At 70.8% G+C, this 24,271-nt stretch carries 26 protein-coding genes; 10 read left to right on the top strand and 16 right to left on the bottom strand.

Annotated features, from left to right (window positions below; genetic code table 11):
- Positions 1 to 165: 165 nt before the first annotated feature.
- Positions 166 to 1,470 (bottom strand): serine hydroxymethyltransferase, encoded by a 1,305-nt coding sequence (gene glyA, locus F0L46_RS06970; protein WP_149816338.1) that lies wholly within the window; start codon positions 1,468 to 1,470, stop codon positions 166 to 168.
- A 371-nt stretch (positions 1,471 to 1,841) separates the two neighbouring features.
- On the opposite strand from glyA, the gene F0L46_RS06965 reads away from it, so the two are divergent.
- From F0L46_RS06965 to F0L46_RS06955, 3 genes are all read left to right on the top strand, one after another.
- Positions 1,842 to 2,903: an ATP synthase subunit B family protein gene (locus F0L46_RS06965; RefSeq protein ID WP_240539895.1), complete on the top strand. Its 1,062-nt coding sequence runs from the start codon at positions 1,842 to 1,844 to the stop codon at positions 2,901 to 2,903.
- A 150-nt stretch (positions 2,904 to 3,053) separates the two neighbouring features.
- Positions 3,054 to 3,941 (top strand): DNA/RNA non-specific endonuclease, encoded by an 888-nt coding sequence (locus tag F0L46_RS06960; RefSeq protein ID WP_149816337.1) that lies wholly within the window; start codon positions 3,054 to 3,056, stop codon positions 3,939 to 3,941.
- Entirely contained in the window at positions 3,938 to 4,192 is a 255-nt protein-coding gene (locus F0L46_RS06955) for a hypothetical protein (protein WP_149816336.1), read from the top strand. The genes F0L46_RS06960 and F0L46_RS06955 overlap by 4 nt, the downstream gene beginning before the upstream one ends.
- 64 nt (positions 4,193 to 4,256) lie before the next feature.
- Here the strand turns inward: F0L46_RS06955 and F0L46_RS06950 are convergent, their stop codons facing one another.
- From F0L46_RS06950 to F0L46_RS06935, 4 genes are all read right to left on the bottom strand, one after another.
- Positions 4,257 to 5,525 (bottom strand): L,D-transpeptidase family protein, encoded by a 1,269-nt coding sequence (locus F0L46_RS06950; RefSeq protein WP_149816335.1) that lies wholly within the window; start codon positions 5,523 to 5,525, stop codon positions 4,257 to 4,259.
- Positions 5,526 to 5,860: 335 nt separating this feature from the next.
- The gene (gene ldtR, locus F0L46_RS06945; protein WP_149816334.1) at positions 5,861 to 6,373 is read right to left on the bottom strand and encodes a transcriptional regulator LdtR; all 513 of its coding nucleotides are present in this window, start codon (positions 6,371 to 6,373) and stop codon (positions 5,861 to 5,863) included.
- Between the two features lie 262 nt (positions 6,374 to 6,635).
- On the bottom strand, positions 6,636 to 7,091 hold the full coding sequence (locus tag F0L46_RS06940; protein ID WP_149816333.1) for a DUF6163 family protein: 456 nt from the start codon (positions 7,089 to 7,091) through the stop codon (positions 6,636 to 6,638).
- Positions 7,088 to 8,155: an enoyl-CoA hydratase/isomerase family protein gene (locus F0L46_RS06935; RefSeq protein WP_149816332.1), complete on the bottom strand. Its 1,068-nt coding sequence runs from the start codon at positions 8,153 to 8,155 to the stop codon at positions 7,088 to 7,090. Before F0L46_RS06935 ends, F0L46_RS06940 begins: the two co-directional genes overlap by 4 nt.
- 172 nt (positions 8,156 to 8,327) lie before the next feature.
- Between F0L46_RS06935 and F0L46_RS06930 the strand changes: the two genes are divergently transcribed.
- Together F0L46_RS06930 and hemB are read left to right on the top strand one after the other, a co-directional pair.
- Positions 8,328 to 8,600, top strand: coding sequence for a hypothetical protein (locus F0L46_RS06930; protein WP_149816331.1), 273 nt, complete (start codon positions 8,328 to 8,330; stop codon positions 8,598 to 8,600).
- 309 nt (positions 8,601 to 8,909) lie between these two features.
- Positions 8,910 to 9,983: a porphobilinogen synthase gene (hemB, locus tag F0L46_RS06925; RefSeq protein ID WP_149816330.1), complete on the top strand. Its 1,074-nt coding sequence runs from the start codon at positions 8,910 to 8,912 to the stop codon at positions 9,981 to 9,983.
- On the opposite strand, the gene F0L46_RS06920 is transcribed toward hemB, so the two are convergent.
- A complete protein-coding gene (locus F0L46_RS06920; RefSeq protein ID WP_149816329.1) occupies positions 9,980 to 11,203 on the bottom strand; it encodes a DUF2336 domain-containing protein in 1,224 nt (407 codons plus the stop codon). The genes hemB and F0L46_RS06920 overlap by 4 nt on opposite strands.
- The gene (locus F0L46_RS06915; protein WP_149816328.1) at positions 11,200 to 12,204 is read right to left on the bottom strand and encodes a lytic transglycosylase domain-containing protein; all 1,005 of its coding nucleotides are present in this window, start codon (positions 12,202 to 12,204) and stop codon (positions 11,200 to 11,202) included. The genes F0L46_RS06920 and F0L46_RS06915 overlap by 4 nt, the downstream gene beginning before the upstream one ends.
- Positions 12,205 to 12,328: 124 nt before the next feature.
- Between F0L46_RS06915 and F0L46_RS06910 the strand changes: the two genes are divergently transcribed.
- The 4 genes from F0L46_RS06910 to F0L46_RS06895 are packed head-to-tail and all read left to right on the top strand — an operon-like array spanning position 12,329 to position 15,247.
- Positions 12,329 to 12,811 carry a MaoC family dehydratase gene (locus tag F0L46_RS06910; protein WP_149816327.1) on the top strand — a complete coding sequence of 161 codons (483 nt, stop codon included), beginning with the start codon at positions 12,329 to 12,331 and terminating at the stop codon, positions 12,809 to 12,811.
- Positions 12,811 to 13,677: an HpcH/HpaI aldolase/citrate lyase family protein gene (locus F0L46_RS06905; protein WP_149816326.1), complete on the top strand. Its 867-nt coding sequence runs from the start codon at positions 12,811 to 12,813 to the stop codon at positions 13,675 to 13,677. The genes F0L46_RS06910 and F0L46_RS06905 overlap by 1 nt, the downstream gene beginning before the upstream one ends.
- A gap of 24 nt (positions 13,678 to 13,701) precedes the next feature.
- Positions 13,702 to 14,406: a ribonuclease activity regulator RraA gene (locus F0L46_RS06900; RefSeq protein WP_149816325.1), complete on the top strand. Its 705-nt coding sequence runs from the start codon at positions 13,702 to 13,704 to the stop codon at positions 14,404 to 14,406.
- A 19-nt stretch (positions 14,407 to 14,425) separates the two neighbouring features.
- Entirely contained in the window at positions 14,426 to 15,247 is an 822-nt protein-coding gene (locus tag F0L46_RS06895; protein WP_149816324.1) for a YdcF family protein, read from the top strand.
- Here the strand turns inward: F0L46_RS06895 and F0L46_RS06890 are convergent.
- Together F0L46_RS06890 and F0L46_RS06885 are read right to left on the bottom strand one after the other, a co-directional pair.
- A complete protein-coding gene (locus F0L46_RS06890; RefSeq protein WP_149816323.1) occupies positions 15,178 to 15,495 on the bottom strand; it encodes a DUF3253 domain-containing protein in 318 nt (105 codons plus the stop codon). The two genes, F0L46_RS06895 and F0L46_RS06890, sit on opposite strands and share 70 nt — an antisense overlap.
- A gap of 79 nt (positions 15,496 to 15,574) precedes the next feature.
- Positions 15,575 to 16,258, bottom strand: a complete 684-nt coding sequence (locus F0L46_RS06885; protein WP_149816322.1) for a DUF599 domain-containing protein — start codon at positions 16,256 to 16,258, stop codon at positions 15,575 to 15,577.
- An 81-nt stretch (positions 16,259 to 16,339) separates the two neighbouring features.
- Between F0L46_RS06885 and F0L46_RS06880 the strand changes: the two genes are divergently transcribed.
- The gene (locus F0L46_RS06880; RefSeq protein ID WP_149816321.1) at positions 16,340 to 16,744 is read left to right on the top strand and encodes a rhodanese-like domain-containing protein; all 405 of its coding nucleotides are present in this window, start codon (positions 16,340 to 16,342) and stop codon (positions 16,742 to 16,744) included.
- A 15-nt stretch (positions 16,745 to 16,759) separates the two neighbouring features.
- Here the strand turns inward: F0L46_RS06880 and F0L46_RS26060 are convergent, their stop codons facing one another.
- The 7 genes from F0L46_RS26060 to F0L46_RS06850 form a co-directional block, all read right to left on the bottom strand.
- A complete protein-coding gene (locus F0L46_RS26060) occupies positions 16,760 to 16,906 on the bottom strand; it encodes a hypothetical protein (protein ID WP_188311884.1) in 147 nt (48 codons plus the stop codon).
- A gap of 76 nt (positions 16,907 to 16,982) precedes the next feature.
- Positions 16,983 to 17,363 carry a response regulator gene (locus tag F0L46_RS06875; RefSeq protein ID WP_149816320.1) on the bottom strand — a complete coding sequence of 127 codons (381 nt, stop codon included), beginning with the start codon at positions 17,361 to 17,363 and terminating at the stop codon, positions 16,983 to 16,985.
- Positions 17,364 to 17,555: 192 nt separating this feature from the next.
- Positions 17,556 to 18,563, bottom strand: coding sequence for a 2-hydroxyacid dehydrogenase (locus F0L46_RS06870; RefSeq protein WP_149816319.1), 1,008 nt, complete (start codon positions 18,561 to 18,563; stop codon positions 17,556 to 17,558).
- Between the two features lie 239 nt (positions 18,564 to 18,802).
- The gene (locus tag F0L46_RS06865; RefSeq protein WP_149816318.1) at positions 18,803 to 19,768 is read right to left on the bottom strand and encodes a hypothetical protein; all 966 of its coding nucleotides are present in this window, start codon (positions 19,766 to 19,768) and stop codon (positions 18,803 to 18,805) included.
- Between the two features lie 487 nt (positions 19,769 to 20,255).
- A complete protein-coding gene (locus F0L46_RS06860) occupies positions 20,256 to 21,665 on the bottom strand; it encodes a coiled-coil domain-containing protein (protein WP_188311883.1) in 1,410 nt (469 codons plus the stop codon).
- Between the two features lie 28 nt (positions 21,666 to 21,693).
- The gene (locus F0L46_RS06855; protein WP_149816317.1) at positions 21,694 to 22,683 is read right to left on the bottom strand and encodes a DUF6384 family protein; all 990 of its coding nucleotides are present in this window, start codon (positions 22,681 to 22,683) and stop codon (positions 21,694 to 21,696) included.
- The gene (locus F0L46_RS06850) at positions 22,676 to 23,857 is read right to left on the bottom strand and encodes a cell surface protein (protein ID WP_210247617.1); all 1,182 of its coding nucleotides are present in this window, start codon (positions 23,855 to 23,857) and stop codon (positions 22,676 to 22,678) included. Before F0L46_RS06850 ends, F0L46_RS06855 begins: the two co-directional genes overlap by 8 nt.
- Positions 23,858 to 24,271 lie beyond the last annotated feature (414 nt).

Genomic DNA, 24,271 nt, shown 5'->3' with positions numbered 1-24,271 from the left:
CGCTCCCCTCTCCCTTGTGGGGAGGGGTTGGGGGTGGGGGTCGCAAAGTCGGAGCTGGCGGGGAGGAAGGGAGCACGCACGCCCGTACAGGCTAGCCTTGCACCGGACGATCTCGCGTCCCGACCCCCACCCCTAACCCCTCCCCACAAGGGGGAGGGGGAAAGATCACCCGTAGATCGGGAAGCGGCGGGTGAGCTCGTGAACCCGGTCCTTCACGCCCTCCTCGACGGCGCCGTTGCCCGCCTCGCCGTTCGCGGCCAGACCGTCGAGGGTCTCGACCACGAGCTCGCCCACGCGGCGGAACTCGGCCACGCCGAAGCCGCGGGTGGTGCAGGCGGGGGTGCCGAGGCGGACGCCCGAGGTCACCATCGGCTTCTCGGGGTCGAAGGGCACGCCGTTCTTGTTGCAGGTGATGTGGGCGCGCCCGAGCGCGGCTTCCGCCGCCTTGCCCGTGAGGCCCTTGGGCCGCAGGTCGACGAGCATGAGGTGGTTGTCGGTACCGCCCGCCACGATGGCGTAGCCGCCGGACGCCACGGTGCTGGCCAGCGCGCGGGCGTTCTCGACCACGGCGCGGGCGTAGAGCTTGAATTCCGGCCGCAGCGCCTCGCCGAAGGCCACGGCCTTGGCGGCGATGACGTGCATGAGCGGCCCGCCCTGGAGGCCGGGGAAGATCGCCGAGTTGAACTTCTTGGCCAGATCCTCGTCGTTGGTGAGGATCATGCCGCCGCGCGGGCCGCGCAGCGTCTTGTGCGTGGTGGTGGTCACCACATGGGCGTGGGGGAACGGCGAGGGATGCGCGCCGCCGGCCACCAGACCCGCGAAATGCGCGACGTCGACCATGAAGAACGCGCCGACCTCGTCCGCGATCTCGCGGAAGCGGGCGAAGTCCCAGTGGCGCGAATAGGCCGAGCCGCCGGCCACGATCACCTTGGGGCGGTGCTCCTTCGCGAGCCGCTCCACCTCGTCCATGTCGATGAGCTGGTCGTCCTCGCGCACCTTGTAGCTCACCACGTTGAACCACTTGCCCGACATGTTGACGGGCGAGCCGTGGGTGAGGTGCCCGCCGGCGGCGAGATCGAGGCCCATGAAGGTGTCGCCGGGCTTCATCAGCGCCATGAACACGGCCTGGTTGGCCTGGGAGCCGGAATTGGGCTGGACGTTGGCGAAGCGGCAATCGAAGAGGCGGCAGGCGCGCTCGATGGCGAGCTTTTCCGCGATGTCGACGAACTGGCAGCCGCCGTAATAGCGACGGCCCGGATAGCCCTCCGCGTACTTGTTCGTCATCACCGAGCCTTGCGCCTCCAGGACGGCGCGCGACACGATGTTCTCGGAGGCGATGAGCTCGATCTCGTCACGCTGGCGGCCGAGCTCGAGCTCGATGGAGCGTGCGATCTCGGGATCCGCATCGGCGAGGGACGCGGAGAAGAAGGAATTCGACAGATGGCCCTGGGCCGCCGTGCTCGCGCTCATGGGATGCCTCGCCTCAGCTGGTTCAGTGGCGGCGCGCCCCGTTCGAGAGCCGTACGGGTCGCCCGACCCGGATATGGCCCCTGCCCGCCGTCCGCGGAAGCGGCCTTACCATGCGGCCCGGGGCCACGCCAATCCGTTGCGGCCCAAGGGCCGTGCGGCGCAACGGCGCCGTGCGCGGGCCCGGGATCCGTCGGACCGCAAGCTTTGCAGTCCAGAGCAGATGCCGGCGAAATATCGCCATGAACAAAGATCGGCTCGCCGTGCTTTCCGGAAGTTTTCGCATTTTCCACACCAGATTGCACGACGCACGGGAACTCTATCATTGGTGCGATGTTCTGGCGCTGACCCGTAGCTTTGCCCGGAGACGCACCATGGCCAATCATCCCGCCACCCCGAGGAACATGGGCGACCATGACGCGCCTCACATGAGCCCCGTCACGCCCGCCGAGGATTCCCGCACCGTTCTCCTCAACAACATCTCCTGGGGCGCCGTGCTCGCGGGCGTCGCCACGGCCCTCGTGACGCAGCTCGTGCTCAACATGCTCGGCATCGGCATCGGCGCCGCGACCCTCGATCCGGCGGGCGGCGCCGCCGCGAACCCGTCGGCGAGCACCTTCTCGATCGGGGCGGCGATCTGGTTCGTCCTGTCGGGCGTGATCGCCTCGTTCGTCGGCGGCTACGCGGCGGGCCGGCTGTCGGGCCGTCCGAAGGAGTCGACGGCGGGCTGGCACGGGCTCACGGCCTGGGCGCTCACCACGCTCCTCATCTTCTACCTCCTCACCTCCACCCTCGGCGGCCTCGTGGGCGGCGCCTACCGCACCGTCTCGGGCGCGCTCGGCGGCGTGACCTCCGCGGTGGGCCAGACGGCTCAGACGGCGGCCCAGGCCGCGGCGCCCCAGCTGTCGCAGGTGACCGATCCCTTCGGTGCCATCGAGCGTCAAGTGCGCGACTCGACGGGCGGCAACGATCCCGCGGCCCTGCGCGACGCCGCCGTGAGCGCGGTCCGCGCCGCGCTGACGGGTGACCAGGCCAAGGCCGACGAGGCCCGCACCCGTGCGGCCGAGGCGATCGCGAAGGCCCAGAACATCCCCGTCGAGGAGGCGCGCAAGCGCGTCGCCGACTACGAGCAGCAGTATCGCCAGACCGCCGACCAGGCCAAGGAGCAGGCCAAGCAGGCGGCCGACACCGCCGCCAAGGGCGTCTCCCGCGGCGCCCTGCTCGGCGCCCTCGGCCTGATCCTCGGCGCCGCGGCCTCGTGGTTCGGCGGTCGGACCGGCGCCGTCGATCCGACGATGACGGACCGTGCCCTCCTGTCGACGGGCACCCGCTCCGCGGGTACCACCCACGAGCAAATCACGCCGGCGAACCGCACGGCCGTGGTGGTGGACGACAGCCGAACGACGACGCAGACGGGCACCGACCGCACCCTGTGACGCACATCGATCACGCGGCCGCTCCGGTGGCCGCGTGATCGTTCCGAACGACCAACCCTTACGGCCAAGCCCGAACCACGGCCCCGTTCGCGGATTCCCCAACAAGGATCCCGTCGGGTCCGGTCGGGGCGTGGAAGGAGGCGCCCGGTCATGATCGCGCGCCTTCTCGTCGCTCTCGCGCTTCTCGCCGGCAGCCCCGCGCTCGCGGCCCCCACCGCCTGCCCCGAGCATTTCGCGACGGGCCACGCACCCGATCTCCTGGACGCGAAGCTGACGCCGGAGACCCGGCCCCTGTGCTATTCGGGCTTCGCCGTCCTGCATTCCGGGCTCACCCGCACGCCGCTCTGGGCCGCCGAGCACCTCACGCGCGAGACCATGCGGGGCGCCCGCCGGACGGACCGGGTGGACGATTTCCACGCCGATCCCAACCTCCCCCGCGACGAGCGCGCCGAGCTGTCGGACTATGCCCGCTCGGGCTTCGACCGGGGCCACATGGCGCCCGCCGGCGACATGCCCGACGCGCAGGCGCAGGAGGAGTCCTTCAGCCTCGCCAACATGGTGCCCCAGAACCCGGAGCTGAACCGGCACCTGTGGGAGCGCATCGAGAGCGCCACCCGGGACATCGCCACCCGCGAGGGGGAGGTCTTTGCAGTGACCGGACCGGTCTTCCAGGGCGCCGAGATCGGGGCGCTGCACGGCCGCGTGCTCGTCCCGACCCACGTCTTCAAGGCGATCTACCTGCCGGCCCGCCGTGCGGCCGGTGCCTATGTCGCCGCGAACCGGGAGGGCGGCGGGGTGGAGGTGGTGTCGATCCGCGAGCTTGCCCGCCTCACCGGCATCGACCCGTTCCCTTCGCTTCCCGCGCAGCTGAAGGCGCAAGCCGCCGACCTGCCGATCCCGGCGGACGCGGCCCCGGGCGCCGACGTGCCCCGCACGTCCTCGACCCGGCGCAGGGCCGAGCCTCCCTCCGCCGCCCCGCCGCCCGGGGATTTCCTGTCGGGGCTCCTTGACGCGATCGACGGAGCCGGACGCCGATGAAAACCTTGAAACCCTTCGCCGACGACCGTGCCTCCCGCACCCTCGGCGGCCTCACGATCGAGAACGGCCGCGACCGGCTCGCCCTCTACGGCTCCCTCGACATCACCCGTGACAAGGCCGGGCTGGAGCAGGCCCGCGCCCTGAAGGCGATCCTCGACGCGGCGGTCGCGGCGTTGGAGGCGGGCGACACCCTCCCCGACAAGGCAGCGCCGCCTCGGCCGACGAAGACGGTGAAGAACCCGTTCGCGTGAGCCTGAAACGCGAAAGGGCCCGCCTCCCGGCGAGCCCTCCCCGTCTCCGGACGTGAAGATGCGTTCAGTTGAGCATCTCGTCCTGGGCTTCGTCCGTGGCCGGGCCGCGGGCGATCGGGACGCCGACGCCGTCGCGGTTGTAGATATCCTCGCGGAACTGCACGAGGCCGTCCGGGGTCGCCCAGGCGGTGATGTAGGTCCAGTAGACGTTGACGGGCTGCGCCAGGCGCGCGTCGAGGCGCTGGCCGGCGCGGAAGGTCTCGTCGATCTGCTCGCGGGTCCAGCCCGGGGTCTCGGCGAGGAGCCACTGGATGTAGTCGCGAACGTTCTGGATGCGCACGCACCCCGAGGAGACGAAGCGGAAGTCGTCGCCGAAGATGCCGCGCGAGGGCGTGTCGTGCATGTAGACGCCGTGCGGGTTGGGGATGTTGATGCGCACGAAGCCCATGGAGTTCGTGTCCCCGCCCGGGTCCTGCTTGAACATGTAGCGGGTGGCCTCGTCGGAGTTCCAGTTCACCTGGGAGGGCTGGAGCTCCTGGCCGGCGCCGTTGAAGATGCGGATCTTGTTGTCCGTGAGGTAGGTCGGCTCCTTCCTCATCTTGGGGATGAGGTCCTTGCGGATGATGGAGGCCGGCACGGTCCAGAACGGGTTGAAGTTCACTTCCGTGATCTTGGCGTTCATGATCGGCGACTGGCGGTCGATCTTGCCGACACCGGCGGCGTGGCGCGACACCACGTTGCCCGCCTCGACCGTCTCGACGACGGCGGCCGGGATGTTCACGATCACGTAGCGGTTGCCGAGATTGCCCGCGTAGGAGCGCAGGCGCACCACGTTCAGCTCGAGCTGGCGCAGGCGGGTCTCCACCGGCACGTTCATTGAGGCGAGCGTCGCGGAGTTGAGCGCGCCCGTGGTGTTGAGGCCGTGACGGGCCTGGAAGCGGCGCACGCCCGCCTCGACGTAGGAGTCGTACACGGGCGAGGAGCCCGCGGCCGGATCGAGATCGCCCGTCATGATGAGGCGCTGGCGCAGCGCCACCACCGTGTTCGAGCGCGAGCCGAGCTTCAGGCGCTCGCCCGGCACCGTACCCCAGCCGCCCCGGGCCGCGATGTCGCGATAGCGCTCGATCACCTCCTCGGTGGCGGCGAGAGCGGGCTGCGACAGGATCGGGGTGTTGGAGCGGGTCACGCGGACGCGGGAGGCGGCGTCGTAGTTCTGGCGCCACTCCGCCTGCCCGGCGGCCTCGGCGACGCTCTGCGCCATGGCTTGGCCTGAGGCGGAGGACGCGAACGCGGCCGCCAGCGAACCCCAGAGGAACTGAGCGCGGGTGATCATCGATCTGGTCTCGTCTCTTTGCCTGGTCCTGGAGCGGGAGGTCCCGCCGTGGTCCCGGACCCCGCTCCCTCGTCTCAACGTCGCGAAGGTGGCGGGCCAGGGTTAAGGAACCATGATCGCAGTGCAGCAAGCTTTGCAAATCACGGGTTCTTGACCCGAGCATCAACGGGGCAAAGGGGGCGAAAACGGGGCGGGGGGCGGAACCGGGCAGGAGTGAGGCGCGCTGTGACCTGAGGGCAACAGCATCGGAGCGGGCTTTCCTTCATGGAAGGCCCAAAACGACGAACCCCGCGGGGGGCGGGGCTCGGGGCGGCTCGGGGGTTGAGCGCGGGCGGTCAGAGCCGGTAGCGGATCTGGTCCGTCCAGAAGCGCTCCAGGCGCACGAGGGCCTGGTTCATGCGGCCGAAATCCTCGGCGTTGATGCCGCCGATGGGCTCGATGGTGCGGGCGTGCTTGTCGTAGAGGTTCTTGACGATCTCGTGCACCTCGCGCCCCTTCTCGGTGAGGCTGATGCGCACCGCCCGGCGGTCGACGCGGGAGCGGGCGTGGTGGAGATAGCCCATCTCGACGAGCTTCTTGACGTTGTAGGAGACGTTGGAGCCGAGATAGTAGCCCCGCGTGCGCAGCTCGCTCGCGGTGAGCTCCTTGTCGCCGATATTGTAGAGCAGCAGCGCCTGGACCGAGTTGACGTCGTCGCGGCCGCGGCGCTCGAACTCGTCCTTGATCACGTCGAGAAGGCGGCGGTGAAGACGCTCCACGAGATGCAGCGCATCGAGGTAGGGCGTCCTCACCAGGCTCTCGTCGCCGACGGGAGCCGCCTCCTTCAGGGTCTTCGCAACCTGTGCCATGTTTCGCCTCACTGTTTTATGTCTTCGGCCGGTTTGCCCGGTCCGTTTGTGAGGTCAATGTATGCGCCGCGAGTGAAAACGAGTTTAAGTAACAAGATGAATTTGCGATTTACCCATTGCGATGAACAAAGACTAAAATTGAAAGCAAATTTACCCTGCGAGATCCTTGACGCGCATTTACCAGCGCCCGAAAAGCCTTGCTGCGCTTGGCCTCCGGGCTCTCACGGCAGCGATCTGGCCATCCGACCGGACCCGGCGCCGCTCACGCGTCCTCGTCGCGAGCCGCCAACCACGACAGAATCAAGTAAGCGGATATAAAGCCGCCGTAGACGATCGCGGTAACGAGATTTCCGGGAACGAGGTTCGGAAAGAAGAACCACAGGATCAGCTGGCTCATGATCGCCAGCAGCCAGAGCACGCCGCCCCACGCGCTGGTGAGCCACAGCCCCACGGCCGCGATCGGGTCGACGACCGCGAAGTAGACGATCGTGGTCTGGAAGCCGAGGCCCTTTTCTTCGAAGCTTGGCCCGTAGCCCGCCCCGACGATGAGCGCCCAGAAGCTCAGGCCTTTCGCGATCCATAGAAGCGACATCACGCGCATGAACCAGACGAGCGTGAGGTTCCAGCGCACGGCGCGGGGCTTGGGCTCCTCGCGCCGGCGCAGGGCCGCGTCGCCGGCCGGGACCGGCGCGGCGCGCTGGCGGGACAGCCGTCTCATGACCGCCCGACCGCCGAGAGGTCGAGCTCCGCTCCGGGCAGCGGAGCGAAATAGGCCTCGACATCGGCGCGCGAGACCCCGTCCAGGGTATCGGGCCGCCAGCGCGGCGCCCCGTCCTTGTCGACGATCACGGCGCGCACGCCCTCGTAGAAGTCCACCCCCTCGGCGATCCGGGACACGACCCGGAACTCCGTGCGCATCGCCTCCTCGAAATCGAGCCCCGCTCCGAGCCGCATCTGCTCAAGAGCGATGGCAAGGCTGGTCGGCGACTTCGCGCGGATCGTCGCGGCGGTCTTGCCCGCGAAGTCCGAGCCGCCGGCCGCGGCCTCGTCGAGGCGGGCGAGGATCGCCGGGACGGTGTCGGCCGCAAAGCAGCGGTCGATGATCGCCCGCTCGCCCGCGACGGGGCCGGGCTCCGGCGCGGCGGCGTGCCGGGCCAGAACCGCGTCCACGGGCTCGCCCGCGATCAGCGCCTCCCGGAGCGCCGGCATGGCGGCCGAGGGTGCGGCGTGGGTCGCGAGCCCCAGGGCCAGCGCGTCGCCGGCGCGGACCCGCTCGCCCGTCAGCGCCAAGTAGACCCCCGTCCGGCCGGGCAGGCGCGGCAGGGCGTGGGTCGCGCCGACATCGGGGAAGAATCCGATCCCGACCTCCGGCATGGCGAAGAGATAGCGCTCGCCGGCCACCCGATGGCTGCCATGCAGCGAGACCCCGACGCCACCGCCCATGACGATGCCGTCGACGAGCGCCACGTAGGGCTTCGGGTAGCGGCGGATGAGCGCATTAAGCTCGTATTCCTCGCGCCAGAACGTGAGCGCCTCCTCGCGGCGCCCAGCCCGTCCGGCCTCGTAGAGCCGGCGGATGTCGCCGCCGGCGCAGAACGCCTTCTCGCCCGCGCCCGTCACCACGATCCGGGTCACCGCCGGATCGGCGGCCCAGGCGTCAAGGGCCTCACGCATGGCCCGCACCATGCCGAGGGTGAGTGCGTTGAGGGCCGCGGGCCGGTTGAGAACGATGAGGCCCGCCGCCCCCGACCGCTCGCAGATCGCTTCGACGTCCTGGCTCATCCCGCCCTCCCCTGCTCCGCATCCGCGCATCGCAGGTTCGTCCGGCCTTGTCCAGACGGGCGAATTCGCGATCCCCGGACGGGGCGCCTCTCCCGGAACCGGGCCGCGCGGGGTCGGTTGACCCCTCAGATCCGCCTGCGCCCGCGCGGGCTCACAATCATCGGGACCTGTCATGGCTCAACTCAACGGCATCCTCTTTACGGCGATGGTCATCCTCGGGCCGATCCTGCTCGGCATCGCGATCTATTTCGGCATGCAGCACACCCGCTCGCGTCACACCGGCTATTCGCACCAGACCGGCCCCGTCACGCAGGGCGGCGACGACGCGGCGAGCATCGGGCATGACACGCGCAGCACCCGCGGCGCCCTCATCGGCCTCGGCACGCCCGTGGTGGCGGCGCTGCTGTTTATCGTATTCCTGTTCGCGACCCACATGGGGGCCTGAGGGAGCTCTGTCCCCTCCTCACCCTCGTCCTGAGGTGCCCGCCGCAGGCGGGCCTTAGGGCTGTGTCAGGCGTGGTGCGTGCTTCGAGACGCCCGCTGGCGCGGGCTCCTCAGGATGAGGTGGCCAGGAGCCAGTCGCTCCGGAGCCGTTTCGCAGGCTGTCTCGGGGCATCCTGTGCGACGATGTCGCGAAAGAAATGCGGGCGCGGCGTTTCATCCGTGCCCTCACGCATTCAAACCCGTGCCCGGGCTATGTTAGGAAGGTTCTAAACAGGCCGGACCGACGTCCCCGGCCGTGCGGAGCCCGCCGATGCCGTCGACCCCGAGCCCTCTCGTCCGCCCATTGGCGAGCCCCCTGGCCCATGCGCCTGCCGCCGAGCCCAAGACAGGCGCGGCCGGCGCGTCCCTCGACCTGCGCCAGCGCCCCCGGCGCAACCGAAAGGCCGACTGGTCGCGCCGCCTGGTGCGCGAGACGGTGCTCACCGTCGACGACCTGATCTGGCCGCTCTTCCTCAACGAGAGCTCGGGGCGGACGCCGGTCGGTTCCATGCCGGGGGTCGAGCGCATCGGCGTGGACGAGGCGGTGCGCGACGCGGAGCGCGCGGCGCGGCTGGGCATCCCCGCCATCGCCGTTTTCCCGAACGTGGACCCGGCCCTGCGCGATCCCGAGGGCTCGGAGTGCCAGAACCGGCGCAACCTCGTCTGCCGCGCGGTGCGGGCCATCAAGGCCGCCGTGCCCGAAATCGGCATCGTGACGGACGTCGCGCTCGACCCCTATACGAGCCACGGCCATGACGGGCTTCTCGCCGACGGGCGGATCCTCAACGACGAGACGGTGTCGGTCCTCGCCCGGCAGGCCGTGATCCAGGCCGAGGCGGGCGCCGACGTGATCGCGCCCTCGGACATGATGGACGGCCGCATCGGCGCGATCCGCGACGCGCTCGACGCGGCAGGCTTCACCGAGGTGCAGATCATGGCCTATTCGGCCAAGTACGCCTCGGCCTTCTACGGCCCGTTCCGCGACGCCATCGGCACCAACGCGACGCTGGTGGGCGACAAGCGCACCTACCAGATGGACCCGGGCAACACGGACGAGGCCGTGCGCGAGGCCGCCCTCGACATCGAGGAGGGGGCCGACATGATCATGGTCAAGCCCGGCATGCCCTATCTCGACATCGTGCGGCGCCTCAAGGAGACCTTCGCGGTGCCCACCTACGCCTACCAGGTGTCGGGCGAGTACGCGATGATCATGGCCGCCGCCGCCAACGGCTGGATCGACGGCGAGCGCGCCATGATGGAGAGCCTGCTCGCCTTCAAGCGCGCGGGCGCCGACGGCGTGCTGACCTATTTCGCGCCTCGCGTGGCCGAGCGGTTGAGGGCCTAGGCCGCCGACGGCAGGGCCCGCTGCTGGCGCACCGCTTCGGCGATGGCCTGGGGCATGTAGGCGAGCACCGCGGCGAGCGCGGCCTCGTCGGCCATGGCCTCGGCCTGCTCGCGGGCCTCCTCCCGGGCGGCTTCCACCTCGAAGCGCCGGAGCAGCGCCATGAGCTTGCCGGCGTCCGCGGGCGGCAGGTGGGCGCAGGCGGTGAGCACGCGCTCCACCATGCGCCGGGAGAGCTGGGCGCCGGCCTTGGCGCCGTCTACGTGCCCCGTCTCGCGTAAGGCCGCGAGCGCCGCCTCAAAGGCCGGGCGCAGGGCTTCTGGCAGACCCGCGCGCTTGTAGAGTGGCCTGAGCCCGCCGGAGCGCCGGTCGTGAATCAGGCCGGCGACGCGGGCAGGCGGCAGGCCGGTGAGCTCGGCGAAGGCGGCCTCCGCGAAGGCGAGGCCGCGCGAGAGGATCGCGCGCAGGATCAGGGCGGGCGTGAGCTGCCCGGAGCGGCGCAGATGCGCGACGAGGCGTTGCGCGTCCCCTGGATCGGCCCACGTCGCGAGAGCGACCGCTGTCTTCTCCCGCGCCTCGCGCACGGCCCGCTCGCAGCGCTCCGGCGAGAGCCAGCCGCAGCCGACGACGAAGGCGCCGAGCGACTGCGCCAGCGCCACGCTGACCGCCTGGCGGACCTCGAGGGGGAGATCAGGGCGGGCGAGCAGCGCCTCGCGTAGGGCGCCGTCGTCGCCGTGCCGCTCGACGATGCGGGCGAGGCTCGCGGGCATGACCGCCGCGTCGTGGTTCTCCACCAGCACGGCGAGGGCCCGCGGGCCCGCGATCTCGGCGAGCGCCGCAGCCACCGCCGCGGACACCCGGGGCCGCGACGCCACGGCCGCCTGGATCACCTCGTCCCCGAGCGCCGCGCAGTCCACGAGGTCGTGGTCGTCGAGGAGGGGCGAGCGCGCCAGCACGAGGGCGGCGACGTCGCTCTGATCGTTGGCGAGCGCCAGGACGAGATGGGCCGGCGCCTCGGCGGCATTGGCGAAGGCTTCCGCCATGGCGCGGCGCACCAGGGGCGAGGGATCGTCGAGCATGGCGGTGAGCGCCGTCTCGGCCTCGCGCCGGTCCTCGGGCGAGAGATCGGCATAGAGGAGCGTCCGGGCGAGCGAGCTCACCCCCTCGGCACGCTCGCCGGGCGTCGCGGACTGCACCCAGGAGAGGAAGCGCCGCACGATCACGAGCCCCTCCGCACGAGGCTGAAGCGGCTGAGGTCGAGGGGACGGCCGGTGGCGCGGGACGCGTCTCCCCCGAGCGAGGCGGGCCGGGGGGGCGGCAGCGGCGCCTCGACGAGGGTCGGCGCGGGCTCCGCCTCGGGGGCGGGAGCGGCGGGCTGCGGCTCGGGCGCGCCGGTCGAGCGCGGGAAGAACCCGCCGAGCGCCGCGGTGCGCGAAGCCCCGCCGCCGGTGGGCCGCCACAGGCGCGCCACGGTGGAGGAGACCGCGCCGGGCGTCGGCTCGCGGAACAGGCCGTGGAAGGCGCCGCCATCGGCCTGGACGGGCGCGAGAGGCTTATCGGTTCCAAATGCAGGGGCGGCGTTCACGGGCGCGCCGACGGAGCGGTGCGCCGCCACGAGCCCCGCATAGACCTCGCCCGCGCCGCGCGGGGCGCCGCGCCCGTCATAGAAGATGGCGCGGTTCGCGGCAGCGGCCTCGGGGAAGGCGTCGGCAGCCGGGCGGCTCGGCTGCGTCTGGGCGAGCCTGATCAGGTCGGCGGCCCCGCGGGCGCCGAGGAAATGCGCGACGTAGAGATCGCCCGCGTTCGGCTCGCGCCCGAGCTCGTTGCCGAGCATGTCGCGGTTGCGCTGGGTGAGCATCCCGGCCATCACGGCCGCGACCTTCGGGTCCTCGCGAAGCCCCAACACCTCGCCCCGCATCGCCGGGTCGGCGATCGCGTGGGTGCCGTCGCCCCGGGTGGTGATCGCCGCCGCCTCGCGCTCAAGGCCGAGCTTGGGCCCCTCCTGCTTCATCAGCCCGAGCCAGGTCTGCTCCACGAACTGGAACAGGCCCGAGGCCGACGAGGACTTCGCCTTGGCCTTCGGGTCGAGCGCCGATTCGCGCTGGGCCGTCTGGAGCAGGTAGTCGAAGCCCGTCCCGGTGCGGTCCGCGCCGAAGCGGATCGCATCGACGACCGGGCTGCGCGGCGCCGTCTCGCGGGCGGGGGGCGTGGTGAACAGGAACATGGGGACCGCAGGCGAGCCGCGAGGCGGGATCCCCGCGGCTTGGGCTTGAGAGTGCGGCCTTTATGGTCAATGAACCGTTAAGCCGCCTCATCACCCCCATGCACGAGCGTCGGGAGCCCTGCCCATGAATGCCAGCGCCAAGCCCCACCCCCGCGGGGGCCTGTATTTCGAGGATTTCGAGATCGGCTCCGTGATGGCCCATCGCCTCACCCGCACGGTGACGCAGATGGACAACATGCTGTTCTCCAACATGACCTTGAACCCGCAACCCCTTCACATCGATGCGCATTTCTGCGCCGCCGAGACCGAGTGGGGCCGCCCCCTCATGAACTCGCTGTTCACGCTGGGCCTCATGATCGGCATCTCGGTCAACGACACGACGGTGGGCACCACCATCGCTAACCTCGGCATGACGGACGTGCGCTTCCCCGCCCCGCTCTTCGAGGGCGACACGGTGAACGTGACCACGGAGGTGCTGAGCAAGCGCGAATCGAAGTCGCGCCCGGACGCCGGCATCGTCGACTTCCACCACCGCGCCTACAAGCAGGACGGCACCCTGGTGGGCGAGTGCAAGCGCCAGGCCTTCATGCGCAAGAGGCCCGCCTGATGCGCTCGTACCTCTTCGTGCCGGGCGACAGCGCGCGCAAGATGGAGAAGGGCCTCGGCTCGGGCGCCGACGCGCTCATCGTGGACCTGGAGGACTCGGTGGCGCCCGGCGCCAAGGAGGAGGCGCGCCGGGTGACGGCGGATTTCCTCGCGCGGGCCCGAGACGCGGCGAGCCGGCCGCGCCTCTTCGTGCGGGTCAACGCCCTCGACACCGGCCTCACCGATGCCGACCTCGACGCCGTGATGCCGGGGGGACCCGACGGCATCGTGCTGCCCAAAACCGTGGGCGGCCCGGACGTGACGCATCTCGGGGCGAAGCTCGCCGTCCGGGAGGCGGAATACGGCCTCGGCGACGGGATCACCCGGATCCTCGCCATCGCGACGGAGAACGCCCGAGGGGTCTTCGCGCTCGGGACGCTCGCCGGCGCGAGCCACCGGCTCATGGGCGTCGCCTGGGGCGGCGAGGACCTCTCGGCGGATCTGGGCGCCGAGACCAACCGGCGCGAGGACGGCGCCTATGCCGACCCCTACCGTCTCGCCCGGTCCCTCACCCTGCTCGGCGCCGCGGCTGCGGAGGCCGACGCGGTGGACACGGTCTACACGAACTTCCGCGACATGGAGGGGCTTGCCGCCGAGTGCCGCGAGGCCCGCCGGGACGGCTTCGTGGCCAAGATGGCGATCCACCCGGCGCAGGTGCCCGTGATCAACGAGGCCTTCGCCCCCTCCCCCGGCGAGATCGCCAAGGCCCGTGCCATCGTCGACGCGTTCCAGGCCAATCCCGGCTTGGGCGTCGTCGCCATCGACGGGCAGATGATCGACATGCCCCACTTGAAGCGCGCCGAGCGCCTGCTGCGCCGGCTCGGCTGACACCGCGAACCCAACGAGAGCCCCATGACCTACGATCCCGCCATCCTCGACGCCCTGCGCTCCGTCACCACGGCGACGCTCACGACCGTGCTCCTCAAGAAGGGCCTGCGGCGGATCTGGATGCAGGGCGCGAGCCCCTTCTTCCATGCCGAGGAGCGGGTCGTCGGCCCCGCCTTCACCCTGCGCTTCGTGCCCGCCCGCGAGGATCTGGCGACGCCCGAATCCTGGTCCTCGCCCCGCTCCACCCGCGCCGCCATCGAGGACATGCCCGAGGGCTGCGTGGCGGTGGTGGACGCCATGGGCGTGGCCGATGCCGGCATTTTCGGCGACATCCTCACCGCCCGCATGAAGAAGCGCGGCGTGGCGGCCCTGATCACCGACGGCGTGGTGCGCGACGGCGCAGGCGTCGAGGGCACCGGCCTGCCGGTCTGGTGCTCCGGGGTGGCGGCGCCGGCCTCTGTCGCGGGCCTCACCTTCGTGGGCTGGCAGGAGCCCATCGGCTGCGGCGGCGTCGCGGTGTTCCCGGGCGACCTCGTGGTGGCCGACGGCGACGGCGCGGTCGTGATCCCCGCCGCCATCGTGGAGGAGGTCGCGAAGGCCGCCGTGGAGCAGGAGCGGCTGGAGGGCTGGATCATGCGCGAGGTCGAGCGCGGCGTGCCCCTGCCGGGCCTCTATCCGCCCAATGCCGAAACCAAGGCCCGCTACGAGGCCGAGCGCGACAAGGCGTGAGGCCCGAGCGGGGACCCGGGTGTTCTACTACCTCTCCAACATCGCCTGGTTCTTCGCCACGCCGTCGAACCTCGTCGCGAGCCTGATCCTTCTCGGGCTGGCGCTGGCGCTCGTCGGGCGCACGCGCCGGGCCGGTTTCGGGCTCGCCGTCACGGCGGCGATCGGCCTCCTCGTCATGGGCCTGTCGCCGCTCGGCACCCTCCTGATCCTGCCCCTGGAGCAGCGCTTCCCGGCTTTTCAGGACGACGGTCGGCCGGTGGACGGGGTGGTCGTCCTCGGCGGGGCGGTGCAGGCCGAGGAGACGGTGAGGCGCGGGCAGCTCACCGTGAACGAGGCGGGCGAGCGCTTCATCGCGGCCCTCGACCTCGGGCGCCGCTATCCGGGCGCGCGCATCCTTCTCTCGGGCGGGAGCGGGGCTCTCCTCGTGGACGAGCCGCCGGAGGCGGACATCACGGCGGACTACCTCGTGCGGCTCGGCCTCCCCCGGGACCGGCTCGTCCTCGAGAACCGTTCCCGGACCACCGCCGAGAACGCCGTGTTCTCGCGGCGGATCGCGGACCCGAAGCCCGGCGAGCGCTGGCTCCTCGTCACCTCCGCCTGGCACATGCCCCGCTCCGTCGCGGCCTTCCGCAAGGCGGGCTTCCCCGTCACGGCCTACCCGGTCGACTACCGCACCACCGGGACCGGCGATCTCCTGCCCTTCGCCTTCGTGTCCGAGGGCCTCCGGCGGGTTGACGTCGCGGCGAAGGAATGGGCCGGGCTCGTGGGCTATTATGTCGGCGGCAGGACCGGCGAGCTGTTCCCCTCGCCCTCCTCCGGCGTGGCCGCCGCGATGCGGTAGACGCCCCGGAAATCGTCGGGATCCTCCACGGGCTTGCCCTTGCGCAGGATGGCGACGCGCCCCTCCTTCATGAGCCGCGCCGCCACCTTACGGATCGGGGTCATGAGGGGGCTCCAGCCGTCCGGATGCGGCCCGCCGATGTCGCGGGCGACGTCCGAGGGGCCGATCGTCTTGCCCTCGCCGCGCTCGGCGAGGAGCGCGAGCAGGCGCTCGCGGATGAGCTCGGGCGACACGGTGGGGCGGGGCATGGCGGTCCTCGTGGGGCGGGGCACCGCGCCCCTCGCCCCGGAGATAGGACGGGACGCCCGCCGCCGTCCAGAACCCCGCCTATCGCGCCTCCAAGGCCTCGACTGCGTCGGAGGCGAACTGGCGGCGCCACATCACCCAAAGGACCGCGGCCGTGGTGGCGAAGAGGAGATAGGCGCTGACGAACCAGCCGAGATAGGCGAGCGCGAAGAAGAAGGCGCGCTGGCCCCGGTTGAAGTGGCGCCCCGCCACCACGTTCATGGCCGCCGCCCGTGCCGCCGCGGCGCGGGCCTCGGGGTCGTCCGCCGCGTGCGCCATGGGCACGGCGCCGAGCAGGATCGCGGCGTAGTTGAACAGTCGGTAGGACCAGGCGAATTTAAAGAAGGCATAGACGAACAGGACCGCGAGCCCCATCACCTTCACCTCCCAGCTCAGCCGCGTCGTGACGAAGCCGAAGGGCAGGTCGGCGAAGACCGTGAGGGCCGCGTCGGTGGAGGCGAGCAGGGTCAGGGCGCCGCCCACCGCGAGAAGCGAGGTCGAGGCGAAGAAGGCCGTGCCGTTCTGGAGCGAGGCCATGATCGTGGTGTCGATGATCCGCATGTCGCGCCGGAGCATCTGGGCCATCCAGCCGCGGCGATGCTCGTCCATCATCTTGTTGAGGCTGCGCCGTCCGGCGGGCAGCATCTCGACGGCCACGTGGTAGCCGAGCCAGGACGCGACGAAGAAGGCGAGCGCCCCGTAATCCACCACCGAGAAACCGTCCACGCCCGCCCCCTCCCGACATTGACGCAGGGGCATGCCTCAAGCACCGTCGCCCCTCTCCCTGAATCGCCCGAGGAGCGCACCATGCCTCAGACCATCCACCGCGGCTACAAGGCCCTGCTCGACGAAGCGAACGCGCAGGTCGAGACCCTTTCGCCGGAGGCGGCGATCGCGCTCGTGGGCCGCGACGACGTGGTGTTCGTGGACCTGCGCGATCCGCGCGAGCTGGAGCGGGAGGGGCGCCTGCCGGGCGCCGTTCACTGCCCGCGCGGCATGCTGGAGTTCTGGATCGACCCCGAGAGCCCCTACCACAAGCCGGTCTTCGCGGAGGACAAGAGCTTCGTGTTCTTCTGCGCCGGCGGGTGGCGCTCCGCGCTCGCCGCGGCGACCGCCCAGGACATGGGCCTCAAGCCCGTGTCGCACATGGGGGGCGGGTTCTCAGCCTGGAAGAAGGCTGGGGGACCGGTGGAAGAGAGCGCGGGCGGGTAGCCGCCCGCCGCGGCGTCAGAGCGCCGAGAGGATGAGGCCGAGCGGCGCGGCGACGAGGGAGGCGACCGTGAGCGCCGTGCCGCGCTTCAGGTTGGGATCCACCACGCCGAGCACGGTGGCGAAGGGCGAGGCGACGAACATCATGAGGCCCCAGGCGGCCATGGCGGTTCTCCAAGACGGAACGCTTCCTGGCCTCCGTTCTAGGGGTCCCCGGCTGAACGCCGCCTGAGCGCCCCGTTCAGGGATCGGCGGGTGTCTCGCCGAGCTGCGCCTTGAGGCACAGGATGAGCTGGGGCAGCTTGAAGGGCTTGCGGAAGAACATCGAGCGGTCGACCTCGTCGCGGGTCGAGGAATAGCCCGTGGCGTAGAACACGGGCGCCGCCGGGAACCGCGCCCGGAACGCCTTGGCGACCTGCCAGCCGTCGACGGAGCCCGGCAGGCGGATGTCGGTGAAGAGCGCGTCGAAGGCGGCGCACCGCTCCAGCATCGCCACCGCGATCTCGCCGGTCTCGGCCTCCTCCACCTCGTAGCCGTGGTCGCGCATCTCCTGCGCCACCACGTCCCGCAGGAGCGCCTCGTCCTCCACCACGAGAACTCGCCGAGCCGGCGCTCCCATCATTCTCTCCCTCTCCTGCCCCAACGGAAGGGCCAGCGGACCCTAAGGTCGCGCGATCGGACCTCGCAACGTGAAAACGGGCGATCCGGCCCACCGGCCCGCGCTCTCCCGGGGGTAACCGCGATCCCGGTTACCCAAGCGTAGCCTTAGCACGAACAAGGTTCCGGCAAATCCTCGATATTGCGGGCCGCGGCCTCATCCCATGACCTTGTCGATCGCCACCTCGTGCCGCGCCCGGCCGGTGCGCTCGAACCTCGTGAGGTTCTCGATGGTGGTCCGCGCGATGGCGCCCAGCGCCTCGCGGGTGAAGAAGGCCTGGTGCCCCGTGATGAGCACGTTCGGGAAGGTGAGGAGGCGGGCGAACAGGTCGTCGGCGATGAAGCGGTTCGACAGGTCCTCGAAGAACAGGTCCGCCTCCTCCTCGTAGACATCGAGGCCGAGGCTTCCCACTACGCCGTCCTTGAGGCCGCGCAGGACGGCCTGGGTGTCGATGACGGCGCCGCGGCTGGTGTTGACGAGCATGACCCCGCGCTTCATCTGGCCGATCGCCGCGTCGTCGATGAGGTGATGGGTCTGCGGGGTCAGGGGGCAGTGGAGCGTGATCAGGTCGCTCGTGGCGATGAGCTCCTCGCGGCCGACATAGGCCACGCCCATGGCTTGGCACGCCGGGTTCGGCGCCACATCGAAGGCCACCACCCGGCAGCCGAAGCCCGTGAGGATCCGCGCCACCACCTCGCCGATCTTGCCTGTGCCGACCACGCCCGCGGTCTTGCCGCACAGGTCGAAGCCGAGAAGGCCGTCGAGGGCGAAATTGCCCTCGCGGACGCGGTTATAGGCCCGGTGGATATGCCGGTTGAGGGTGAGGATGAGCGCGATCGTGTGCTCGGCCACGGCGTGGGGCGAGTAGGCCGGCACCCGGGCGACCGTCATGCCGAGCGCCCGGGCGGCGCCGAGGTCCACGTTGTTGAAGCCGGCGCTGCGCAGGGCGACGATCCGCACGCCCCCCTCTGCGAGGGCCTCCAGGCTCGCAGCACCCAGATCGTCGTTCACGAAGGCGCACACGGCCCCCTCCCCGGCTGCCAGCGAAGCGGTTTCCGGCGACAGGCGTGCCTCGAGGAAGCGCAGGCGGTGCCCCGCCCCGGCATTCGCCTCGGTGAGGAACGCCCGGTCATAGGGTTTCGTGCTGAAAACGGCGATCTGCATCGTGTTCCTCAATGTCATGAAGATGACAGAGTTCCGCGATGCGTCGAGGGCGGGAGCGGCCCGATAGGGACCATTGAGGCAGCCGATGGCCGCGGCCGGCCCCGGCGGCTGCAAGGACGGTGATGGATGTACGGGGCCGATCCATCACCGCTCATCGAGCGTCCCGGGCCGCATCCCGGGTCGGTGGCGGCGCTCCCTGCCCGAACCCTGCCGGTCCGGCAGGGGCGCCCGGCCCGTGGTCAGACGAGCAGGAGGTCGCTCACCGAGAACGCATGAGTGCTGTTCACGAGCACGATGTCCCCCGTCGACGACGGACCCGAGACGTGGATGATCACGTCGGTGCCCGACGTCTCCCAGTGGATCTCGCCATAGGGGTTCGATGGATCGGCGACGTCGATCTGCAGCCGGTCCCCCTCGCCCGGACGATAATCGTAGACGCGATCGGAGCCGAAATTCCCCGCGAACACGAACGTGTCGGCCCCGCCCCGCGCGGCGTCCAGCATGACCGCCGCATCGCCCCACATCTGGTCGGCGCCCGCGCCGCTCACGAGGGTGTCGTTCCCGCCGCGCGCCCGCCCGGACATCGTCTGCGCGTCGCCGTAGAGGAAGACCTCCATTCCGGGTTGGGCATTGGCCGGGGGCATCGAGGTGATCGTGTCGTTGCCGCCGACGGCAGAGCCCGACATCTCCTTGGCGTCGCCATAGGCGCTTCCACGCTCGGCGTTGAGGAGGATGACGTCGTCGCCGCCGACCGACCTGTCGGTCATCGTTCCTGCGTCGCCGTAGACGAAGACGCCCCCGAAGCCGAACTTCGCGGTGATGACGTCGTTGCCGCCCCGGGCCTGACCGAGCATCGATTGCGCGTCGCCGTAGATGCTGCCGCTGCTGCCACCGACCGTGATCGTGTCGTCTCCGCCTCGTGCGTGATCGCCGATCGCCTTGCCCGCGTCACCATAAACAATGATCGCGCGCGCTTGGCCGCTGATGGTGTCGTTCCCGCCCGAGGAGCGGCCGAACAGGCTCCCCGTCACGTCGCCGTAGATCACGCCGTCGAAGGGCTGCGTGGGGCCGGACAGCGTCTGGCCGGCCGCCATCATCTTGCCGGTGAGATTGCCGTCGAAGTCGCCGTACACACCCTTGAGGCCGGCATAGCCTCCACCGAAGGCGGGGTCGGTCGGGGTCGGGATGCTGTTCTTGTTCTTCATCGATGATCTCCGGTGCGCCCCCACCAGGTCATTCGTTGCAGCGCCATGTTTAAATCTGGCATCCGCACAACCTGCCGCAACGTGAGGTACAAAGCAACCGGGGCAATAGCGACTTTTCCCCGCTCAATTTGCTTCGGCGCTGGCGTTGCAAGCTTGGCAATAAGCTGTGCCTTTGTTCCTGGAACGGGGAAGCAGCGATGGGATGATGCGAAACGTGAGCTTCGAGGCTGCCAGCGACGCGCGTAACATCCAGTCGAGGGGCGCGCCGAAAGCCGTTGGCCCGAACGGCCGCTAGCGCCTCGCGCACAGCGACCGAGGCTCCGCACTCCTCATGCTGAGGAGCCCGCGCCACCGGGCATCTCGAAGCACGCACCACGCCTGCCACTGCCCTCCCGCGATCTCTGGAACGACCTTGGAGGCCCCGCGCTGCGGGGCACCCCAGGACGAGGGGAGAGGATAGGATTGGCGACCACCCTCGGGCCGCCCCCTAGATCGACCCGCCCGTGGTGAAGCCGTCGTCGCGCCCTCCCCCGCCGCTCCAAGGCCCGCCGCCGCCTCCGCCGCCCCACGGGCCGCCCCCGCCCTGCGAGCCGGAATCGGTCGGGAACGGGAAGCCGCCGCCGAAGCCGCCGTCCCAGGGACTGCGGCCCTGGTGATAGCCGCCGTGCAGGACGTCACGCAGCACGGCGCCCTGGACGATCCCGCCCAGCACGCCCGCGAGCACGTTGGCGAGAACCTGCTCGTTGCTCACGGTGCCCCAGGGGTTGTCGTAGCCGCGACGCTGGAACTCGTCGCGCTCGCGCTCAATGGCGGCACGGCGCTCCACGATGCCGTGCATCTCGCGCCGGATGCGGTTCATCTCCGCCTCCGCGCCGCCGATCTGCGCCTCCGCGGCCTCGATGCGGCGCACCAGCGCGTCGTCCTCGGGCGTCGCGGTCGCCTGCGCCTCCTGCATGAGGCGGCGCAGGCTCTGCTGCGAATCGGCGCGCGCCAGGAGCTCGACGGTCTCGCGATAGGGCATGTTCCCGCCCGACGCGTTGCTCTCGCGGTCGAGGACGTTGAGGCGCTGGCGCACCTCGGCGAGGTCGCGCTCGGCGGCGTCGAGCGCCATACGGGCCTCCGTCGCGCGGGCCTCCAGGGGCTCCATCCCCGCCTCGACGAGGCTTGCCCGCTCCACGGCCGTGAGCCGCGCCCGCTCGGCGGCGATCTCCTCGCGCATGCGCGCTGCGTGGTCGCGCAGGCGCACAGGGATCTCGGTGAGGAGCGCGTAGTTCGCCCGCGCCTTGTCGTAGCCCACGAGGCGGGCGACCTTGCGGTCGAAGTAGCGCACCAGCGGCCCCGACCGGTCGGCCGACGTGCCGAAGCCCTTGCGCCAGAGATAGGAGAAGAGCGGATCGGCCTCGTAGGGGCGGCCCTTCTCGACCCGGTCGCGCTCGGCCTGCTCGGCCTTGCGCTCCGCCTCGTCGGCGGTGTGGGCCTGCGCCTCCAGCCGGTCGCGCTGCTGCACCCATTCGGCGCTCACCCGCGCGTCCGCCTCGACGCGCGCCCGCAGGTCGGCGATGGCCTTGAGCGCGGCCTCCACGGCCTCGGCCCGCTCGTGGCGCCGCCCCTCGGCATCGGCGACGAGCCGCTCGGCCTCGCGGCGGCGCTCGGACAGGTGCTCCATGGCACGGCGGCCGTCGCGGATGAGGTCGAGGGCGCGACGCTCCACGGCGTCGATCTCGCCGACCAAAGTCTGGCGCGTCAGGGCGTCGAGCTTCAGCTCCGCGAGGCGCCGGAACGCCTCCACGCGCTCGGCGCGAAGTCGCGCGACCCGCTCTGCCGCCGCACGGAAGGCCTCGTCGAGCCGGCTCTCGTCGGCGCGCGCCTGGTGGATCGCATCCTCGAGTCTCTGCAATGCCTGCCGTCCGGAAATCATCCGTGCCTCACCACCGCAGGATCGCGCCGTTCTCGACGGGGATCGCGTAATCCACGTCGAGCTGGCCCCGCCGCTTCTCGCCGAGCTGGTTGCGCTGGACGATGCCGTCGTCGTCCTTGTCGCGCCGAACCGACTCGAACGTGGCCTCGCTCACCCGCTGGCCCCATCGCGACACCACGGCGGTGCGCCCGTCTTCCTCGCTCGTGACGGGCAGCTCGACGAGGCGGTTGTCGGGGCTCACCGCCTCGACGACGACGTAGTAGTTGCGGGCGTTCCGGTTGCGGGCCGGGATCCGCCAGACCCCGGTGGGCTCGCCCGGGCGGGAGACGATCCGCAGGGTGTATTCACGGCGCAGCTGGGCCCGCAGCTCCTCCAGGTCCGACACGGCGCGCTGGGCGCCCTCGCGGTCGCGGCGCGCCAGGGCCGACCGGCCGTCGCCGAGGATCTGGTCGGCACGCGCGCGGGCCTCGTCGACCCGGGCCTCGTCGAGCACCTCGCGATGGCCCGTCTCCAGGGCGCGGGGCAGGAGCTCGGAGAGCTCGCGCCGCTCCTGCTCGCCCGCGATCCTGGCCGCCTCGATCCGCTCCTGCCGCGGCCGGACCACGCCGGCGTAGTAGAGCCCCGCTCCGACCACCGCGAGGGCGAGAAGGCCGAGGAGCGCGCGGTAGAGGCGGTGGCGGCCGACCCAGAGCTCGGCGAGCGTGCGCGAGAGGCCGGGCGGGGGCGGCGCATAGGCGAAGCGGGCCTCCTCCAGGGAGCGCACGCCCTCCAGGAGCACCCGGTCGGGCACGGCGATGCCCTGGCTCTTGTAGAGGCGGCGCAGGCGCTCCACGAGGTCGGCCTCGCGGCGCTCGCCGTCGAGCTCGCGCGCCACGAGGGTGTCCTGGTGGCGCAGCGTGTCGACGACGTCCATGGCGAGCATGAGGTCGTCGAGGCGGCCCGCCCCGGTGGAGGCCTCCGGCGCGGCGGGTACCCGCGATGCGGCGGCCTCAGTCATCGATGGGCAGCGCCTTCCCCTCGGCCACGAGACGCGCCAGCCGCCGCTTGCCGTTCTCGACCGCGTCGCGGATCTCGGCGGAGTTCTGGGTCGAGGCCTGGCGCATCTCGTTCACGATCTCCCGGGAGCGCTCCTGGAAGGTGACCACCGAGTCCACGAGCTTCGTCACGGCGTCCGCCCGGATCGTCGGGCCGTAGCCGGCCCGGACCGCCGCCTCGCCGACCTGGTCGCCGATCTCGGCCAGGACCTCCAGGCTGCGCGACACGCCCTCCTTCATCGCCTCCAGGGTCTGGGTGGACTCGTGCAGGCCGAACAGGCCCGTGAAGGAGGCCTTGAGCGCGGTGAGCACCGAATCGTTGGTGGTGAAGAAGCTCACGGCCTGGGCGTAGACGCGCTCCTTGGCGTTCGTGGTCTGGAGGAGCCGCGCCATGATGACCTCCGACGTGTTGTAGGAGATCGTCAGGTTGTCGGCGAGGTCCTTGGCGATCTGGTAGCGCTTCTCCTCGTCCTGGGTCCGGCGCAGGTGCTCGTCGCGGGCGAGCTCGAGGCGGGCGCGCCCGGCGATCTCGGTGCCCTGGAAGGACGTGACCGCCTCGGAGGCCTTCTTGAGCTCGCCTTGGGCTTCCTGCAGCTTGCCCTCGGCCTTGTGCAGCACCTCGAGCGCCAGCACCTCGGCCTGCTTCAGCGCGCCGCGGAAGTCGCGATAGGCCTCCAGGATCACCGTCTCGCGCTCGATCTGGTCCTTCGTGGAGCGCGTCACGTCGAGATAGGTGGAGCGGATGCTGTCGAAGCGGTCGGCGATATCGCCGCGCGAGATCTTCATCCAGACGTTCGTGACCCGCTCCATGAGGTCGATCTTCGCGTCCGCGATCTGGTCCACCATGGTCTTGGCGTCGTCGCGGATGGAGTTGAAGGCGTTCGTGATCTCCTGGTAGCGCTGGCCGATCTCCACCGCCTGGATCTGGTCGCGCACCACCTCGTTGAAGACGCCGGCCTGGGCCAGCGTGCGGGCGATGACCGCGATTTTGTCCTCGTCGAGATCGGAGATCTTCTCCAGGAGGCCGACGATGGGCGCGTCCTCCACCTTCGCGGGCAGGAGCCCCAGGTCCCGCAGCGTTCCCGTCGCCTTGTCGAGATATTGCAGGGGCGACTTGATCACGACCTCGTTCGCCAATGGGACCTCCCGTTCATGGCAGCGCCGTGAATAACGGTGGGTGCGGCGATCCGTTCACGCAAGGGGACGATGCGGGGCCGAGATGCGGCGGTGGCAGCCCTACGGGCGAGGACGCGACAACCTCCCCTCTCCCATGGGGAGAGGTATGCACGAAGTGCCAGGGGCTGAGGGGGTACCACCTCAAACCAGTGCTCTCCCACCCCTCCATGCTGAAGCGCGAGCGGAGCGACCCTCGAAGCACGCAACACACTGCCACAGCTGCCCGGAGATCCCTGGAACGCCCTTCGAGGTCCACCTGCGGTGGGCACCTCAGCACGAGGGTGAGAATGAGATCGGCGAGCCGTTTCAGGCCGGCTCCGTCAATCCTGCCGAGGGTGGCCAAAAAATCACATCGGAGGGACGGAGAATCAGGTT

The organism is Salinarimonas soli (assembly GCF_008386575.1).
In the GTDB taxonomy this organism is placed as follows: domain Bacteria; phylum Pseudomonadota; class Alphaproteobacteria; order Rhizobiales; family Beijerinckiaceae; genus Salinarimonas_A; species Salinarimonas_A soli.
Note: the sequence above shows the minus strand (reverse complement) of the source record. Positions and strands in the feature narration are given on the sequence as shown.

Bases quoted from the DNA above. Each gene is read 5' to 3' on its own strand.
- F0L46_RS06950 (WP_149816335.1), bottom strand. From the start codon at position 5,525: ATGATCACCCGCGCTCAGTTCCTCTGGGGTTCGCTGGCGGCCGCGTTC.
- ldtR (WP_149816334.1), bottom strand. From the start codon at position 6,373: ATGGCACAGGTTGCGAAGACCCTGAAGGAGGCGGCTCCCGTCGGCGAC.
- F0L46_RS06955 (WP_149816336.1), top strand. From the start codon at position 3,938: ATGAAAACCTTGAAACCCTTCGCCGACGACCGTGCCTCCCGCACCCTC.
- F0L46_RS06905 (WP_149816326.1), top strand. From the start codon at position 12,811: ATGCGCTCGTACCTCTTCGTGCCGGGCGACAGCGCGCGCAAGATGGAG.
- F0L46_RS06935 (WP_149816332.1), bottom strand. From the start codon at position 8,155: ATGAGCCAGGACGTCGAAGCGATCTGCGAGCGGTCGGGGGCGGCGGGC.
- F0L46_RS06890 (WP_149816323.1), bottom strand. From the start codon at position 15,495: ATGCCCCGCCCCACCGTGTCGCCCGAGCTCATCCGCGAGCGCCTGCTC.
- hemB (WP_149816330.1), top strand. From the start codon at position 8,910: ATGCCGTCGACCCCGAGCCCTCTCGTCCGCCCATTGGCGAGCCCCCTG.
- F0L46_RS06880 (WP_149816321.1), top strand. From the start codon at position 16,340: ATGCCTCAGACCATCCACCGCGGCTACAAGGCCCTGCTCGACGAAGCG.
- F0L46_RS06875 (WP_149816320.1), bottom strand. From the start codon at position 17,363: ATGATGGGAGCGCCGGCTCGGCGAGTTCTCGTGGTGGAGGACGAGGCG.
- F0L46_RS06960 (WP_149816337.1), top strand. From the start codon at position 3,054: ATGATCGCGCGCCTTCTCGTCGCTCTCGCGCTTCTCGCCGGCAGCCCC.
- F0L46_RS06930 (WP_149816331.1), top strand. From the start codon at position 8,328: ATGGCTCAACTCAACGGCATCCTCTTTACGGCGATGGTCATCCTCGGG.
- F0L46_RS06940 (WP_149816333.1), bottom strand. From the start codon at position 7,091: ATGAGACGGCTGTCCCGCCAGCGCGCCGCGCCGGTCCCGGCCGGCGAC.
- F0L46_RS26060 (WP_188311884.1), bottom strand. From the start codon at position 16,906: ATGGCCGCCTGGGGCCTCATGATGTTCGTCGCCTCGCCCTTCGCCACC.
- F0L46_RS06915 (WP_149816328.1), bottom strand. From the start codon at position 12,204: ATGTTCCTGTTCACCACGCCCCCCGCCCGCGAGACGGCGCCGCGCAGC.
- F0L46_RS06855 (WP_149816317.1), bottom strand. From the start codon at position 22,683: ATGACTGAGGCCGCCGCATCGCGGGTACCCGCCGCGCCGGAGGCCTCC.
- F0L46_RS06900 (WP_149816325.1), top strand. From the start codon at position 13,702: ATGACCTACGATCCCGCCATCCTCGACGCCCTGCGCTCCGTCACCACG.
- F0L46_RS06865 (WP_149816318.1), bottom strand. From the start codon at position 19,768: ATGAAGAACAAGAACAGCATCCCGACCCCGACCGACCCCGCCTTCGGT.
- F0L46_RS06870 (WP_149816319.1), bottom strand. From the start codon at position 18,563: ATGCAGATCGCCGTTTTCAGCACGAAACCCTATGACCGGGCGTTCCTC.
- F0L46_RS06910 (WP_149816327.1), top strand. From the start codon at position 12,329: ATGAATGCCAGCGCCAAGCCCCACCCCCGCGGGGGCCTGTATTTCGAG.
- F0L46_RS06965 (WP_240539895.1), top strand. From the start codon at position 1,842: ATGGCCAATCATCCCGCCACCCCGAGGAACATGGGCGACCATGACGCG.
- glyA (WP_149816338.1), bottom strand. From the start codon at position 1,470: ATGAGCGCGAGCACGGCGGCCCAGGGCCATCTGTCGAATTCCTTCTTC.